This is a genomic window from Paenibacillus abyssi (assembly GCF_014640295.1).
In the GTDB taxonomy this organism is placed as follows: domain Bacteria; phylum Bacillota; class Bacilli; order Paenibacillales; family Paenibacillaceae; genus Paenibacillus_D; species Paenibacillus_D abyssi.
On the sequence record NZ_BMGR01000006.1, the window covers coordinates 231,288 to 246,443 of the forward strand.

Here is a 15,156-nt window from a genome sequence, read left to right on the forward strand (position 1 = left end):
TATGGTGATTCGGCCCTATCGGCCCCGCACGGACAGGAACGAAATTATCCGACTGATCCGCACAGAGCTCATCCCACTCTCGCACACGGTAAAACCCAGGGACGCAAAAATAATTCGGGAAATCCCCAAACGTCTCGAGCAGGGCGTTACCTTTGTCGCGTCAAAAAGCAAGTCGTCGCTGCCTCTGGGGTTTGTCCAAGTTCTCAAAAAAGATCAAGCTTTGTTAATTAATATGCTGGCTGTCGACCGGCAGCAGCAGGGCAGGCAGCTCGGCAGTACGCTTATGCGGACTGCCGAAGCTTACGGCCTCTCAAAGGAGTGCCGGCATGCCACTGTGTTCGTTGATGAAGGCAACGACCGGGCAATGCGTTTCTATGCCCGGCTCGGCTATGGAACCGCTGGCTACCTTCAGCAGCTTCGCTGTTATGAGATGAGAAAGCAATTGGTGGATCCTTTAATACCGGTTTAAGGCGTCAATAATAGAAGCCTGGGTAGCCGCCGTAACCGTAACCTCCGTAACCTCCGAAGCCGTATGGGCCAAAGGCGAAAGGAGCCGTCCCAATTGCCAGCAGATCAAACAAAACAAGCGGCAATATCGCTTTTGTGCGCATTTTTTTGCCTTTGCCTTTCGAGAAGGATTTAATGATCAAACGGTCCTTTTCAATTCTTTCAAGCTTGCCGGTCACCACTGAACCGTCTTTTCTTACCGCATATATCGATTTACCTATCAGCCTGCGGGCTTCCTGCTTCGTCACATTCGTCATATAAGAATCCTCCTTTCCCGTTTTCCTGCATTGTATTCGGGATATAGAGGTCTCGCATGTACAGTTATCCAATGCCTAAAAAAATGGACTAGGGGGCTTTTTATCGAAAGCAGGAAATAATACCTGTTTTATTTTGATCAAAAAGGGGAACATTTGTTCTATATTTTACTTTATAGTCGTGTTATAATTTGGATACCACAGCGGAAAGGCTGGCTAAAGCGGCGGCAGATCCTCCATAGTTAACTTCTCGGACATGCCTGGGAAGGAGGTGATGCCGGGTGGATGTGTACCAAGCGTTGTCGTTAATGATTTCTTTTGCGACATTGGTCCTTCTCATTCTTACTTTCTCCAAAAAAGAAAAGTAGACCGCCCCAGCCAAGGTTATCGGTCTACTTTTATACGATAGCACTGCCGCCGCTCTTCCAGCGGTCTGCCTGTGTGTGAGGGGTCGGTTGCAGCCGATCCCTTTTCTTTCGTTTATCATACCATTTTTCAATTGGACTGACAACGCCAATGCCATCCCGCCAAGCCCGTTCCACAGCAAAAAAACCGCCGAATCGGCATCGCTAACTACAAGGTAGCAACACCCAACCGGCGGTCTTTAATCGCGCATAAATGACTACGCGTTGATTTTTTGTTTTGCTACGCCTGCAAGCGAGTTGAACGCGTTGATGTCGTTCACTGCCAGGTCAGCAAGCATTTTACGGTTAACTTCCACGCCGGCCAATTTCAAGCCGTACATGAATTTGCTGTAGGACAAGCCGTTTTGGCGTGCTGCAGCGTTGATACGTGTAATCCACAGCTTGCGGAAATCACGCTTCCGTTGACGGCGGTCACGGTAAGCGTACAGCAAGGATTTCATCACTTGCTCTTTTGCTGTTTTAAATAAACGGTGTTTGGAACCGAAATAACCCTTTGCGAGCTTCAAAATTCTTTTACGACGACGAGTGCGGACAAAACCGCCTTTGACTCTTGCCATGTGTTAAAACCTCCTGTAGTTTTTGCTTTATTTGGTCGGTCTATAATTATCTCAGTTGATCAAGGCCTTGCTTCAAGCGGCTTACGTCGCCAGCAGCCATCAATGGCTGGTTATTCAGCACGCGCTTTTGACGTCCGGATTTACCGGAAAGCAAGTGGTTTTTGTAAGCTTTGTAACGTTTTACTTTGCCAGTGCCGGTAATTTTGAAGCGGTCTTTCAGACTGCTATGTGTTTTCATCTTAGGCATTGTGTGTGGTCCTCCTTGGTATCAATTAGTTAGTTTTGGGAGCGAGAATCATGATCATGCTTCGTCCTTCAAGCTTAGGCGCGCGCTCCATGACGCAAATATCGGCAACCTCTTGAGCCAGACGGTCCAAGATCCGTTGTCCGATGGCAGCATGGGCGATTTCCCGGCCGCGGAAACGGACGGAAGCTTTCACCTTGTCGCCTTCGTTCAGAAACTTGACAACGTTACGGAACTTCGTCTGATAGTCATGCTCATCGATGTTCGCACGGAACCAAACTTCCTTAAGGTCGACGATCTTTTGATTCTTGCGGGCTTCTTTCTCTTTCTTCTGCTGCTCGTAACGGAACTTGCCATAATCCATAATCCGGCATACCGGGGGTTTGGCCGTCGGAGCGACATTAACCAAATCCATGTTAAGATCAATTGCCATCTGAAGTGCTTCACGAATCGGCGTGATCCCGATTTGTTCACCTTCCGCACCTACCAAGCGTACTTCTCTTGCCCGGATTTCGTCATTGATTTGATGTTCCCTACTAATAACCTTCCACCTCCATAGCGTTATGCTTATGTTCGTTTTTGGTTTGCAGCGCGAAGCGCCGTTTGTTGCAACAAAAAAATGCGGGCCGACTCGCGGACCCGCATTCCATTACCATTCACCGTTAGCAAGTGACATCGGTTATCCCATGCCGCTTGTTCGATTCATCGCGTAACCAGCCGGCACTACCGGGCAGGTGAGAAGCGGGCGCTTCTACTTGTGCTGCAAGTATAAAAACTTTTCAAAAAGTCACCAGAACAATATACCATGAATCTATAACACGTGTCAACGCATTTACGATAAGCAGCTCAATGTTACCCCGCCTGCTTGCTCTGCACTTCCTCTAAACGGATCACACGCGTATGCTCGGTATGGCTCCACTGCTTGTTGTTCTGCGTGAAAAAGGCATAGAACGTAATCGGCCACCAGGAAAGCAGAAACAGCGGGAAGGTAACCAGCCGGATATAACTCTTCCAATGCACCCGCTCCATATACATAACAATCGGGAACTGTACGAGTGAGTAAACCACATAGGGAATCATGATCCACAGCGGCACATAGTTATAAATCGACGAGAACAACGGCTCGCCCGGCAGCGCCAGCGCGGTCCACATCGCAACGGTCACAATGAAACCGAACAGGAACGTATAAGCATTGAATACATAGAAGGCCGCATCGATCTTAGCCGCTTTCCGCTCCTTGATCCCCTGCCACAGCAGCGGGAAGAAATATTTCCGGGCGACGTCGAAGTGCCCTTGCATCCACCGCAAACGCTGTCTGGCCGAAGCTTTGAACGTAATCGGCTTTTCATCGTAAACACGGGCGTCATAATTAAATTTAGGGTAAATATTTCGCATAATACAGCGGACAGTAAACTCCAAATCCTCAACGAGGCTTGTTGCGCCCCATCCCATCTCTTTGAGCAGTTTCGTCTCGAAGCACATGCCTGTTCCGCCCAGGAAGTTTGAAAAGCCCAGATTGGTGCGCGGAACCTGCCACAGACGGTTACAGAACCAATAGTTGATTCCGTTCGCTGCGCTGACCCACGAATCATGCGGGTTCTTTGTGTCCAGATAACCTTGAATGACGCGCTCGCCATTGCAGAGGTCATCGTTCATGTACTGCAGGAAATCAGTGCTGACAAGGTTGTCGGCATCGAACATCACGACGGCATCGTATGATTTCGGAAGCTTCCACAGCTCTTCGAGCATCCATTCAATCGCGAAACCTTTGCCGCGCTCATTGGCATTCTGGCGGACATAAGCATACACGCCATCATAGCTGCGGGCGATATCGGCCGTACGGTCTGTACAGTTATCGCAAATCACAAAGATGTCATACATGTGGCGAGGATATTTCATTTTCTGTAAATTCTCGATTAGCGCCCCCACGACCTGCTCTTCATTGTGCGCTGCGATCAGTACCGCAAATGACTTTTGCGGCGCATGCACTGGACCGTGTTTTTTCCGGCGCCAGCCATAAAACGTTAAAAACATTTGATACGCACTAAACAACGCGATAAATAACTGAAGACAGACTAAGACCGTGTTTAACATATTCAGTATTGCCCCCTTGCGACCCCAATTTTTAATTTTTTTTATTCTCTCTCTGTAATCTGTGTCTTGCTTCTGTTTGTTTTCTTTTCCTTGCTTTTGCTTACTTTCCGTTTTCTACAGTTTTTCTCTCTCATTTCTTTTCATGCGGGTAGGTGCTTTCTGCTTCTGCTCAGCAATCCTGATTTTGCTCGCTTTTTACCTATTTGTCAAAACTTGAATTTCAGCCAATTAAGGCAGAAGCGGCTAGAATGTGACCATATTGGAAAGCTAACACCATCCAGCAATGCATTTGGACCACTTTGTTCTTATTTTCATCCAATTGCGGCCTTTTTAATTCCTCCGACCTTATAAACGACTCTATTCGAGTAAAGGTTACAGCCCGCCATTAACCAATTTGTTAAAAATATCGCAGTGTTTCCCCATAAAATCCTTAAATTTTTCTAATCCGTTCTAATAAAATGATTCCGTAAGCGCCTTCCATAAACATAATTCCCATTCACTGCAATTATAAAACGATAGGTTCCAATCAAAGTGATTGTGGTATGATGATAAATAGAGGATTAACGAAACAACTTCGGGTGCTACTGTGGAGGTGACCATGAACAAACCTATTGAAGAAACCATCATGGGGCGAATTCGAACTTGGTTTCAAATCGGAGAAAAGCGAATGCTGCTGTGGGCAAACCGCAGACCTATAAACATGGCGTTAAACAAGTGGCTTAGCAGGTGGCTGGGCACCATCACGCATATGGGAGGGGCAACCTTCACCTTGGTGACAGCGCTGTTAATCGGCTTATTAGCGCCATATCCGTGGAGCACTGCAGGCTGGCAGAGCTTAACTGCCGTTGCCGTCAGCCATATTCCGGTTGCGATTGTCAAATGGAAATTCAAACGGCTTCGTCCTTATCAGGCGCTTGAGAACTTGAATATCGGCAAGCGGCCGTTGGGTGATCCGTCCTTTCCATCCGGGCATACAACGGCCGTCTTCGCCTGGGTGATCCCGCTGATCATGGCAGAAGCGGCATTGCTGCCGCTTCTGCTTCCGATCGCACTACTTATTGGCTTGTCCGTCGCGTGGTCCAGAATGTATCTGGGCCTGCATTATCCTTCCGATGTTGCCGTGGGAGGCGCGATCGGTTCATTAACCGCACTGCTCGTTTCCGCTTGGTGGTGGTCTGCGTGAGCCGCCTGGATCCACTCGCGGTAGCGGCGCAGCGTGGCTTCACCAATAACCGCCTCTAGACGGTAAATATTTTGACCCTTCTCGACGAATTTGCTCTCGTATTCGGTCAGCACGAGATCCTCTCGCAAGCCGTCCTTGTGAAGATCCAGCGAGATGTTGCGCAGCTGCAGCGCCATCTCCGCAAAGCTGTTAAGGGAAAACTCAAATAACGACGTCGAATCCGTCTTGAAATGAATTTCGCCATGCTCGTTCAGCAGCTCACAGTATTTCGCGAGAAAACGCGGATGCGTGAGCCTGCGGCGGGCATGTTTGCTTTTAGGCCATGGATCGCTGAAATTCAAGTAAATCCGCTCAATCTCACCGGGCTCAAACATCGCTTCAATCCCCTCGATATTCGCGCGCAGCAGCGCCAAATTCGGCGGACGGTCTTCCCCGCGCTCCTCCCAAACCGCTCTAGCCTTCTCGCTTGCACGGCGGATCAGCTCATCGTACATATCAACGCCAATAAAATTAATATCCGGATAGCGGCCGCTCATCTGGCTGATGAAACGTCCCTTCCCCATGCCCAATTCGACATGAATCGGTTTGTCATTGCCGAAAAATGTATGCCAACGTCCCTTGTGCGTCTCCGCTTCGAGCACGACAAGCTCCGGCTGTGCCTCCAAGCTTTCACGGATCCCTTTTCTTCCTCTTAAGCGCATAACATCGTCCTCCAAATAAAATTAAACTAGACTTATTGTGACGAAGAAAGACCGGAAAGTAAAGCCCCATCCCGCCTCTTTTGCCTTAAAGGATGAATTTTGCATCGGCGCTTTTATACAAAACGCGATTTAATCCAATTGCATGAGTTTTACAACCGGCTCGTTAAGCAGCAGCTCGAGCAGGAGGTGTTCGCCAGCCCCCATGCCGGGCATAAAAAAAAAAGCAGCCGGAGCAAGATGCTCCAGGCTGCTTACGTATCTTAGTTAACTCAACATATCATACGGAATCGTATCCTTGCGTGTCGACTCGATATGATACGTTTCCTCAAGCACTTCATTTAATTTCTTGCGCGCCGCTACCTCAAGACTGTGGTTGCCATGGAAACGAACGCCTGCAAGCGCCATCAATTCTTTGACTGTTAATTGGACGGTTACTTTCTCATCGCCTTGTGGAATTTTGACCATTGTATTCATTCCTCATCACCTCGTAAATTTTATTCACAGTATTCCCAGAAAATCAACCTGCTATGACGAGTGGAACGAGTTAGTGGAAAGCTGCTTATTCCTTGATTTGTCGCACTTTTAATATAACATATCATGTAAGGTACAGCAAGCCTAAAATCAAATTTTCAATAAAATAATTTCCAACAATAAAATACATGTAACCGCTTTAATATTGATTACCCAAAATCACTGATCGATAAGCGCCATATCCAGGCAAAGACGCCTATATGACTGGCAGAAGGTATCCATTTCAGTTACAATAGGAAGGATCGATTCGCTAGGAGGAATCTGGCACATCAGAGAAATAAAAGGAGTATCCTTTCATGGCAAGCTTACATTCTACCGCCGTTCATCCCCCGCTTCAATGGGGAGAGAAACGGTTTCATACCTGGAATTACGAAATGCGGCAGCAATTTGGGGACAAGGTATTCAAGGTTATGCTTGATGCCGGGTTCACCTGCCCGAACCGTGACGGCTCCATCGCCACAGGCGGCTGCACCTTCTGCAGTGCGAGAGGCTCCGGCGATTTTGCCGGAAGCCGCAGGGACGACTTGGTCACCCAGTTCAATAAAATACGCGACCTGCAGCATCAAAAATGGCCAAATGCCCGATATATCGGCTACTTTCAAGCCTACACCAACACCTATGCACCCGTGGAAGAGCTGCGGGAATATTATGAGGTCATTTTGCAGCAGCCTGGCGTTGTCGGCCTTTCGATCGCCACTCGCCCGGACTGTTTGCCGGATGACGTAATCGATTATCTCGCCGAGCTCAACGAACGCACTTATCTATGGGTGGAAATGGGATTGCAGACGATTCATGAGTCGACCTCCACGCTGATTAACCGGGCACATGATACGCAATGCTACCTCGAGGCCGTCGCGAAGCTGCGGGCGCGTGGGATCCGCGTATGCGCCCACATCATTTACGGGCTTCCGCAGGAAACTCATGACATGATGATGGACACCGGACGCGCAGTGGCTCAGATGGATGTGCAGGGGATTAAGATCCATCTGCTTCACCTCATGCGCAAAACCCCGATGGTCAAGCAGTATGAAGCGGGATTGCTGCGCTTCCTGGAGCGGGATGAGTATGTCAAGCTCATCGTCGATACGCTGGAGCTGCTGCCGCCGGAGATGATTGTCCATCGGCTCACAGGCGATGCGCCGCGCGACCTGTTGATCGGCCCAATGTGGAGCCTCAAAAAGTGGGAAGTCCTCAATGCCATCGACAATGAGCTGAAGCAGCGCAACACGTGGCAAGGCCGGTTATGGGAGCTGACTTAAAATGGGGCTGTTATCCGTGCTTAGCCTGGCGCACCGTTGGGTCTCCGAGCGCGTGTCCACCGGCGACATCGTCATCGACGCCACAGCCGGCAACGGTGTAGATACGCTATTTCTTGCTGAGGCTGTCGGTCCGAGGGGAACCGTCTATGCCTTTGACATTCAAGCTCAAGCCATCGCCAACACCCGCCACAGGCTTGAAACCGTATTGGGCCCCAAAGGTACGCTGCCTCACCTTAATCTGCTGCAGCAAAGCCATGATACTTTGCTGCAGGTCCTTCCCCCTGAACAACATGGGAAGGTCGCTGCGGTTCTGTTCAACTTAGGTTATTTGCCTGATCCGGCTGCCGACCACAGCCTGATCACCAAACCGGATACGACGCTGGAAGCGCTGCACGCCGCACTCGCACTGCTGCGACCGGGCGGCATACTTACGATCGTCGTCTATCCCGGCCATCCGGGCGGAGATGAAGAGGCCGACGCTGTCGATAGCTGGGCCTCCTCGCTTCCTTCGGCCATCGCGCAAGCTGCGGTGTACCGAATGATGCAAAAGCCGCAAGCGCCTTATTTAATTGCGGTCGAGAAGAGAAAACAATCCAAAACAAATTGATCTGGAGGGATTTGACATGGCAATCACAAAAATCGAACACGTTGGTGTAATGGTAAAGGATCTCGACGCTTCCATTGAATTCTACACAAAAGTGCTTGGTATGCAGCATCTGGGGACAATGTTACATACCAATGGTGTAATCCGTCTTGGCTTCCTGGCCTTTCCGGGCGCTTCGGAAACACAGATCGAATTGGTAGAGGGATATAATCCGGATCTTCCGGCAGAAGGCAAAGTGCATCATATGGCATTTACGGTGGATGACGTGCATGCCGAAGTGGAGCGGATCAAATCACTGAACATACCTTTGCGCGATACGGAGATCACTACGCTTCCAAACGGCGCGCAATATTTCTTCTTTTACGGTCCCGACGGAGAGCTGCTTGAGCTGTTTCAACCCGTAAAATCCTAAATCTGATACATCATGTCTAATACATATATAGAATAGAAAATGATGAGGAGCGAGAAACATGTCTGCAGCACCATATCCTTTACAGTTCAAACCGGAAATGAAAGAACGTATTTGGGGCGGAAGAGCGCTCGAACAATTCGGCTTGGCACTGCCCGAGGGTTCGATCGGCGAAGGCTGGATGATCGGCGATCATCCAAACGGCACGACAAAAGTCATTAACGGGGAACTGGCTGGAAAAGGCCTCGACGAGATTCGTGAATTATACGGCGCTGAATTGTTCGGCAGCAAAGGGTTCTCCGCAAAAACCGGCCGCTTCCCGCTGCTCATCAAGCTCCTCGATTGCAATGATGATTTATCCGTTCAAGTGCATCCTACTGACAGCTACGAGAAGCTGCCTGCAGGAGAGCTTGGCAAGACGGAAATGTGGTATATTCTCGATGCCAAGCCCGATGCCAAAATCATCTACGGACTGCGTGAAGGGGTCGATCACAGCGAGCTTGAAGCCGCGATAAACGAAGGTCGAATTATGGAATGCCTGCAGGAGGTTCCGGTAAAAGCCGGTGACGCCTTTTATATTCCAGCGGGGACAGTTCATGCTCTGTGCGCTGGCGTTGTCGTCGCAGAAATTCAGCAGAACTCCGATACGACCTATCGGTTATACGATTACAACCGTCCTGGCCTGGACGGCCAGCTTCGCGAGCTGCATGTCGAGGATTCGCTTAATGTCATTGCCTATGAAGGCGCAGGCGCCTCCCGCATGGAGACCGGCGGCATATCCGCCGGAGAATGGCTTGAAATTGCCCGCTCGCCTTATTTTATTGTTGAAAAAGGTATTGTCGACGGGCCTTGGTCATTATCGACACCGCAAGACAGCTTCGTCATTTTAGTCATTGCGTCTGGAGAAGGCGCAGTGAAGTGGCAAAACGGCTCACAAACCATCAAAGCCGGCGAATGTTTCCTTCTGCCGGCCAGCTTAGGCGAATACGAGCTTGACGGACAGCTTACCGTTCTGCGCAGCCAACTGCCTTAATATTGTACAAAACGCCATGCGAAAGGGTTTCCCCTCTCACATGGCGTTTTATTTCCTTACGCGCTGGCGTTTCACAGTCCGCTTGCCTCGAATCAATCGCAGAATATCCAGCCTGTACCGCGTAATTAATATCCTAACGATCAGATACCCGATAATTGTCAGTACTATACTATTGAGAACAGCGCCCCACAGGAAATCGATGCCGGCCTGCCCCCATGCATTGATCTGCTCTGCCGGCTCTTCATACTCGTCCGGCCAGATTTCCTCCAGCTTCAAATGGTCTCCGATCTCCTCCGTTTCTCCGGACATCAACCCTCTGAGCAAAATACCGGCCTTATAATTCAGGAAGAACAGCATAGGCCATAGAAACGAACCGATCGAAGCGGCGATAACCGAAGCAAGTATATTCCCCCGAACAAACTTAGCCAGAGCAACCGATAAAGCAAGCCCTACGCCAAAGGTAGGGTACCAGCAGGGAAAGAAGCCGATCACGAAGCCAAGTGATATTTGATGCGCGCTTTTATTTTGGCGGAAAAGCAAAATAAGGTTATATCGCAGCCTGCGTAAAATCACTCGGATAGAAATCGCTCCCCATTCCTCTTAGATTCATCTTGAAAATGTTAGGCTGCCCTGCAAGCGGGCTTATCTACTTGTTAAACAACCTTATCAAGCTTTAACACAAACGACTCCGGGGTTTTGCGCGAACCGGCAGCATCCGGACGGTAATACATGATTAACAACGATTCCGTCTCCAGGTCAATTGTCCCTGATGATATATATGCGTCCAGATCGAACGGCAGCTTCTCAATAACAGCATGCTTGTGCAGTTCTTTCTCTCCTACTGCCAGCTTGGAGAAACCGCCTGGAACATTCTCAGGCCGCTCGGCCAGCTTTCTCATCCAGCTGCTCCACTCGTCCTTATCCAACGCCACATCCCACCATATCTTGCGAGGCTTGTAGTTGTGATTGCGGAAATAGTCGTATTTCATTAATCCGAGCGCCACGTCAAGCTGCAGACGGTCCTTGATGCCCTCTATTGTCGAAGCCCGCTCCGTTAAGAAAGACCACAAGCGGGTGAACAAATCCTCGAGCTGGTGGCCAATCTTCTGCCAGCCCCTTTCCTCCCAGTAATCGCCGAACTGCTGGAAGAAGTCAAAGGGCGATTCAAATACGCGATCGATCAAATATAACAGCGTATGGTCCATCCGGTGCGCATTCCAATATTTCTCGAGCACATCTTCAACGCGCTTGATCCTTACGATATCCGAAAATGGCAGCAGGTCATTACCCAATATTTCGTAGGGCGCGCGATCCATGTAGATGTAACCATGCTTTGGCGCATCATGCCGCATGCCCGTTCCCCGCAGCATTTTCAAGAAACCAAGCTGCAGCTCCTCCGGCCCGAGGGCGAATACATCGTTAAAGGTTTTCCGGAACGTTGTATAATCCTCATGCGGAAGACCGGCGATCAAATCGAGATGCTGATCGATCTTTCCGCTTTCCTTGACCTTTGTCACCGTCCGGGTGAGCTTGGTAAAATTCTGGCGCCGCTGTACCGCTTCATTAGTCGGATCGTTTGTCGATTGCACGCCGATTTCAAATCGGAATATTCCCGGCGGGGCATGCTCAGCCAAATAATCCAGAACCTCCGGACGCATAATATCGGCGGTAATCTCAAATTGGAAGACACAGCCTTGATGATTCTCAATCAGAAAACGAAACATCTCCAGCGCATAATCCCGTTTAATGTTGAACGTCCGATCGACAAATTTAATCAGCTTGGCTCCAGAGGCGATCAAGTAGAGAATATCGGACTTTGTCCGTTCAATATCAAAATACCGCACGCCGACCTCGATGCTGGATAAACAGAACTGGCAGCTAAACGGACAGCCGCGGCTCGTCTCAAAATAGATCACCCGATTCGCAAGAGTCGGCTTATCTTCCTCGAACCGGTGCGGCGAAGGCAGCCTAGCCAGATCCAGCTTTGGCCGCGGCGGGTTAACGATCACTTCGGACAGCCCCTCCTTCTGCTTGCGGTACGTCAATCCGAATACAAGATGGAACTTTTGCGTATCCCGAAGCTCGGTAAGCAGGTGATGGAAGGTCTCTTCCCCTTCGCCGACGACGATAAAATCGACTTCAGGCAAACGCCCCATCCAATATTCCATGTCATAGCTGACTTCCGGACCGCCCAGCACGATGCGCAGCTCCGGTTTGATTTTGCGCAGCATATTGATGACGGTAATCGTCTCTTCAATATTCCAGATGTAACAGGAAAACCCGACCACATCCGGATTGCGGGCGTATAGATCGGATACGATGTTCATCACCGGATCCTTAATTGTATATTCGGCAATATCGATATCAAATTCACCTTCGCTATAGGCTTTTAGGCACCGCAGTGCGAGCGATGTATGAATATATTTGGCATTCAGCGTAGACAATACGACTTTCATTTCCTGTTCCCTCATTTTCATAAAGCAAAGTTGTATTCTATTGTACCGAATTCATCTGTAAAAAAGAAGAGGGACTGAACCGGCAGGCGGTTCAGTCCCATCAACACCTTAACTTCGAATATCAATATGCGCCCTGTCGCTAGCTTGAGCATGGATAACCGGATAACTGACCTTCCACTTCCCGTCAGCCATGAGCGTTTTTTCATTAGCCGCAATGCCGCGCGGCTCATAACCAAACGTCTGCTCATAATAGACGAACATCTCAAACGGTTGATCCGGCAGCATCCGTTTTAACTCGGTGACCGCATCTACCGTCCACAGCCGCATATCCCCTGCAACGGCCTCCGAATAATACATGTAGAAGGTCGGATCTATAGTGGCCGTAATGACGAGCCAGCCTTGTGCATCCCGCGTAACCTTCCAATCCCTGAGCGTTGTTATGCCCCTCATCGTTTGTATGCTGCCAAACGACTCTTTCATAACGGAGGCAATTTCGTCATTGGAAGCATTCGCCAGGCTGTCGGGAAGCGTTGACGGCAAAAACTTAGCGGTTTGGGTTCCACCTTTGTCAGCCAAACTAGCCATTAACATCTCTACATTATAGGAAGAAACGGCAAAGTTCAAATTTGCGCTCGAGCCTTCCACCTTTGAAGTTGTTATGCCGATCAACTGCCCGTTTTCATTGAATAAAGCGCCACCGGAGCTGCCATGGTCAATCGGGGCATTAATCTGTAAGTATTCGATATAGCCTTCATAATGAAAATTACTGATAAGTCCTTCGGATACGGTATTCTGCATGCCCAGCGGACTACCGATCGCCACTACCCGATCTCCCTTGGCCAGATAATCGGTTCTCCCGATCTCGACCGGTTTAATGCCCAGCGGCCCAGAGGTTTCAATAATCGCCAGATCAGCTGTCTCATCGTATTCAACCAACCCTTTGATCTGCATCGAAGTCCCATCAAGCTTCCATACCGTCCCTGCAGTTGCACGCAGCATTACGTGGTAGTTAGTAAGTATCCAGCGGTCACCGATTACGACGCCGCTGCCCTGCGCGTAATCCGTTTCAATCATAACCACTTTATCATCATTCATAGCTACGATTTCCGCAGCCGTGTATTTCTCAAGCACGGGCGGTTTGGATAACTCTTCCTGCTGCGCTTCTAACGAAGTGATCGTTATCGTACGCTTCGCCTGTGACCATGATAGCTTCGCGCCGAGCGCTTCCCCAATAAATCTAAGCGGTACCATCGTTGTACCCCGCACCAGCTTCGCAGGCACTTGCAGCTTCACAGACTTGCCGTTGACAACACCTTGCTGTGAACCAACCTTCAAAGAGATCGTCGTAAAATCCTTTCGCGCGATGACCGTCCGGCTCTGCTGCTCCCAAGTGACTTGCGCGCCAAGAGCTTGAAAGATCGGGCGCATCGGCACAAGCGTCGTGCCCTTTTCTTGTATTGGTGCCGGTTTAAACGAGATCTTGCTTCCATCTACATACACCTGAATGTCCGATTGGACTGTGGATGAAGCGGCGGCGGCACTTACCTGTCCTCCCATGACAGGAGCGAACATCAGGCCAGCAGCTAACAGCGACAGCAACAGCTTGTGAGCGAGTTTTCTCATACGTTTACGCTTCCTCCGAATTTGCCCTTTTTTACCATACTAATCTATCGTACCATTCTTCTAAAACGTTTGTCTACGGAAAAAGCTTCCGGAAAATGATAGATAGAGAAGGTTAGAGAGCTGTGATAAACCTGCCGTCCTGCAGCATGGCATAAACCGCTTCACTCATGATATAGTGGTAAAAAACAAGAGCAAGGGCGGTCTTTACAAAAAATGAACAAACACCGTTTTAAAAAGCCAGACGAGCAGCGCAAGAATAACAAATCGAGCAGACAATCGGCGGCTTCATCAATACCTCAGGGCCGGGCCCAAGCCAAACAAAGATTGTACAAAGTTGAAGAGCAATCAGAGTTGCTCGCTTTTCTGCTTCACAATCTTTCGAATAAGGGTCGAAACGCTGTAAAATCACTGCTGTCCCGCAAGCAGGTATCGGTCAATAACCATGTTGTGACGGCATATAATCACACGCTGCTCCCCGGACAGACCGTGTCCATCCGTATGGACAAAACAAGCGAAGCCCCTCCTCTGATCGGGCTCAAGATCCTGTTTGAGGATGAGGATATCATCGTTGTGCAGAAGGAAGCCGGCCTGTTGTCCGTTGCCTCTGCGCAAGAAGATGAACTGACGGCCTATCGCCAGCTTACAGCGCATGTCCGCCTGGCTCATCCCGGCAACCGCATTTTTGTCGTGCATCGCCTTGATCGCGACACCTCGGGAGTCATGATGTTTGCCAAGAGCGAGAACGTGCAGCAAGCGCTGCAAAATTCTTGGCAGGACACTGTGCGGGAGCGCACTTATATTGCGCTTGTGGAAGGACAGGTCAAGAAACCGGAGGGGACCGTCTCATCCTGGCTGAAGGAAAGCAAAACATTGAAAATGTATTCCAGTCCGCACCCCAATGACGGACAGCATGCCGTGACCCATTATAAGGTCAGCCAGTCCAATCGAAATTTTTCCTTGTTGGAGGTTCACCTTGAGACCGGACGAAAAAATCAAATTCGCGTGCATATGGAAGACATCGGGCATCCCATCGTAGGCGATAAGAAATACGGCTCCAAATCAACAGCAATCGGACGCCTCGGACTGCATGCGCGCATCTTGGCCTTTGTTCATCCCCGAACAGGCGAGCTGCTTCGTTTTGAATCGGATATTCCGAAAGTGTTTCTGAAACCTTTCCGGGAAACTTCTCCCAACAAATAAGCCTATGTATCCTCGATGAAAAGAAAAGGGCACCTGCCTTCGGCAGCCTGCCCTTTTCTTGATTCCCATATGATGT

At 49.6% G+C, this 15,156-nt stretch carries 19 protein-coding genes; 8 read left to right on the forward strand and 11 right to left on the reverse strand.

Annotation, left to right across the window (positions count from 1 at the left end; translation table 11 throughout):
- The first annotated feature begins 1 nt into the window (after position 1).
- Positions 2–469 carry a GNAT family N-acetyltransferase gene (locus IEW11_RS10900; protein WP_188531103.1) on the forward strand — a complete coding sequence of 156 codons (468 nt, stop codon included), beginning with the start codon at positions 2–4 and terminating at the stop codon, positions 467–469.
- A gap of 4 nt (positions 470–473) precedes the next feature.
- Here the strand turns inward: IEW11_RS10900 and IEW11_RS10905 are convergent, their stop codons facing one another.
- The gene (locus IEW11_RS10905) at positions 474–764 is read right to left on the reverse strand and encodes a 50S ribosomal protein L33 (RefSeq protein ID WP_188531104.1); all 291 of its coding nucleotides are present in this window, start codon (positions 762–764) and stop codon (positions 474–476) included.
- Positions 765–1,069: 305 nt separating this feature from the next.
- On the opposite strand from IEW11_RS10905, the gene IEW11_RS25335 reads away from it, so the two are divergent.
- The gene (locus tag IEW11_RS25335) at positions 1,070–1,129 is read left to right on the forward strand and encodes a hypothetical protein (protein WP_373289319.1); all 60 of its coding nucleotides are present in this window, start codon (positions 1,070–1,072) and stop codon (positions 1,127–1,129) included.
- A 30-nt stretch (positions 1,130–1,159) separates the two neighbouring features.
- On the opposite strand, the gene IEW11_RS10910 is transcribed toward IEW11_RS25335, so the two are convergent.
- The 5 genes from IEW11_RS10910 to IEW11_RS10930 all read right to left on the reverse strand — a co-directional run bounded on the left by IEW11_RS10910 (position 1,160) and on the right by IEW11_RS10930 (position 4,081).
- A complete protein-coding gene (locus IEW11_RS10910) occupies positions 1,160–1,303 on the reverse strand; it encodes a hypothetical protein (RefSeq protein WP_188531105.1) in 144 nt (47 codons plus the stop codon).
- Positions 1,304–1,383: 80 nt separating this feature from the next.
- Entirely contained in the window at positions 1,384–1,743 is a 360-nt protein-coding gene (gene rplT / locus IEW11_RS10915) for a 50S ribosomal protein L20 (protein WP_188531106.1), read from the reverse strand.
- 46 nt (positions 1,744–1,789) lie between these two features.
- Entirely contained in the window at positions 1,790–1,990 is a 201-nt protein-coding gene (gene rpmI / locus IEW11_RS10920) for a 50S ribosomal protein L35 (RefSeq protein ID WP_188531107.1), read from the reverse strand.
- A gap of 25 nt (positions 1,991–2,015) precedes the next feature.
- Positions 2,016–2,510, reverse strand: coding sequence for a translation initiation factor IF-3 (gene infC / locus IEW11_RS10925; RefSeq protein WP_188531184.1), 495 nt, complete (start codon positions 2,508–2,510; stop codon positions 2,016–2,018).
- A 329-nt stretch (positions 2,511–2,839) separates the two neighbouring features.
- The gene (locus tag IEW11_RS10930) at positions 2,840–4,081 is read right to left on the reverse strand and encodes a glycosyltransferase family 2 protein (RefSeq protein ID WP_188531108.1); all 1,242 of its coding nucleotides are present in this window, start codon (positions 4,079–4,081) and stop codon (positions 2,840–2,842) included.
- A 598-nt stretch (positions 4,082–4,679) separates the two neighbouring features.
- Between IEW11_RS10930 and IEW11_RS10935 the strand changes: the two genes are divergently transcribed.
- On the forward strand, positions 4,680–5,264 hold the full coding sequence (locus IEW11_RS10935; protein WP_229725161.1) for a phosphatase PAP2 family protein: 585 nt from the start codon (positions 4,680–4,682) through the stop codon (positions 5,262–5,264).
- Here IEW11_RS10935 and trmB read toward each other — a convergent pair.
- Positions 5,183–5,965 carry a tRNA (guanosine(46)-N7)-methyltransferase TrmB gene (trmB, locus tag IEW11_RS10940; RefSeq protein WP_188531109.1) on the reverse strand — a complete coding sequence of 261 codons (783 nt, stop codon included), beginning with the start codon at positions 5,963–5,965 and terminating at the stop codon, positions 5,183–5,185. The two genes, IEW11_RS10935 and trmB, sit on opposite strands and share 82 nt — an antisense overlap.
- Before the next feature lie 264 nt (positions 5,966–6,229).
- Entirely contained in the window at positions 6,230–6,439 is a 210-nt protein-coding gene (locus tag IEW11_RS10945) for a hypothetical protein (RefSeq protein WP_188531110.1), read from the reverse strand.
- Between the two features lie 353 nt (positions 6,440–6,792).
- Here IEW11_RS10945 and mnmL point away from each other — a divergent pair, with 353 nt between their 5' ends.
- Genes mnmL through IEW11_RS10965 form a run of 4 tightly spaced genes read left to right on the forward strand, consistent with a single transcriptional unit; the run spans position 6,793 to position 9,801 of the window.
- Positions 6,793–7,755: a tRNA modification radical SAM protein MnmL/YtqA gene (gene mnmL / locus IEW11_RS10950; RefSeq protein WP_188531111.1), complete on the forward strand. Its 963-nt coding sequence runs from the start codon at positions 6,793–6,795 to the stop codon at positions 7,753–7,755.
- A gap of 1 nt (position 7,756) precedes the next feature.
- Complete coding sequence (mnmM, locus tag IEW11_RS10955) at positions 7,757–8,362, forward strand: tRNA 5-(aminomethyl)-2-thiouridylate-methyltransferase MnmM (protein ID WP_188531112.1); 606 nt, start codon at positions 7,757–7,759, stop codon at positions 8,360–8,362.
- Between the two features lie 16 nt (positions 8,363–8,378).
- Positions 8,379–8,771 carry a VOC family protein gene (locus tag IEW11_RS10960; RefSeq protein WP_188531113.1) on the forward strand — a complete coding sequence of 131 codons (393 nt, stop codon included), beginning with the start codon at positions 8,379–8,381 and terminating at the stop codon, positions 8,769–8,771.
- Between the two features lie 58 nt (positions 8,772–8,829).
- On the forward strand, positions 8,830–9,801 hold the full coding sequence (locus tag IEW11_RS10965; RefSeq protein ID WP_188531114.1) for a type I phosphomannose isomerase catalytic subunit: 972 nt from the start codon (positions 8,830–8,832) through the stop codon (positions 9,799–9,801).
- Positions 9,802–9,849: 48 nt separating this feature from the next.
- Here the strand turns inward: IEW11_RS10965 and IEW11_RS10970 are convergent, their stop codons facing one another.
- From IEW11_RS10970 to IEW11_RS10980, 3 genes are all read right to left on the reverse strand, one after another.
- A complete protein-coding gene (locus IEW11_RS10970) occupies positions 9,850–10,374 on the reverse strand; it encodes a DUF2062 domain-containing protein (RefSeq protein WP_188531115.1) in 525 nt (174 codons plus the stop codon).
- Between the two features lie 80 nt (positions 10,375–10,454).
- Entirely contained in the window at positions 10,455–12,257 is a 1,803-nt protein-coding gene (locus tag IEW11_RS10975; protein ID WP_188531116.1) for a B12-binding domain-containing radical SAM protein, read from the reverse strand.
- Between the two features lie 108 nt (positions 12,258–12,365).
- A complete protein-coding gene (locus tag IEW11_RS10980) occupies positions 12,366–13,880 on the reverse strand; it encodes a stalk domain-containing protein (protein WP_188531117.1) in 1,515 nt (504 codons plus the stop codon).
- 213 nt (positions 13,881–14,093) lie between these two features.
- Between IEW11_RS10980 and IEW11_RS10985 the strand changes: the two genes are divergently transcribed.
- A complete protein-coding gene (locus IEW11_RS10985; protein ID WP_188531118.1) occupies positions 14,094–15,080 on the forward strand; it encodes an RluA family pseudouridine synthase in 987 nt (328 codons plus the stop codon).
- Positions 15,081–15,156: the final 76 nt, after the last annotated feature.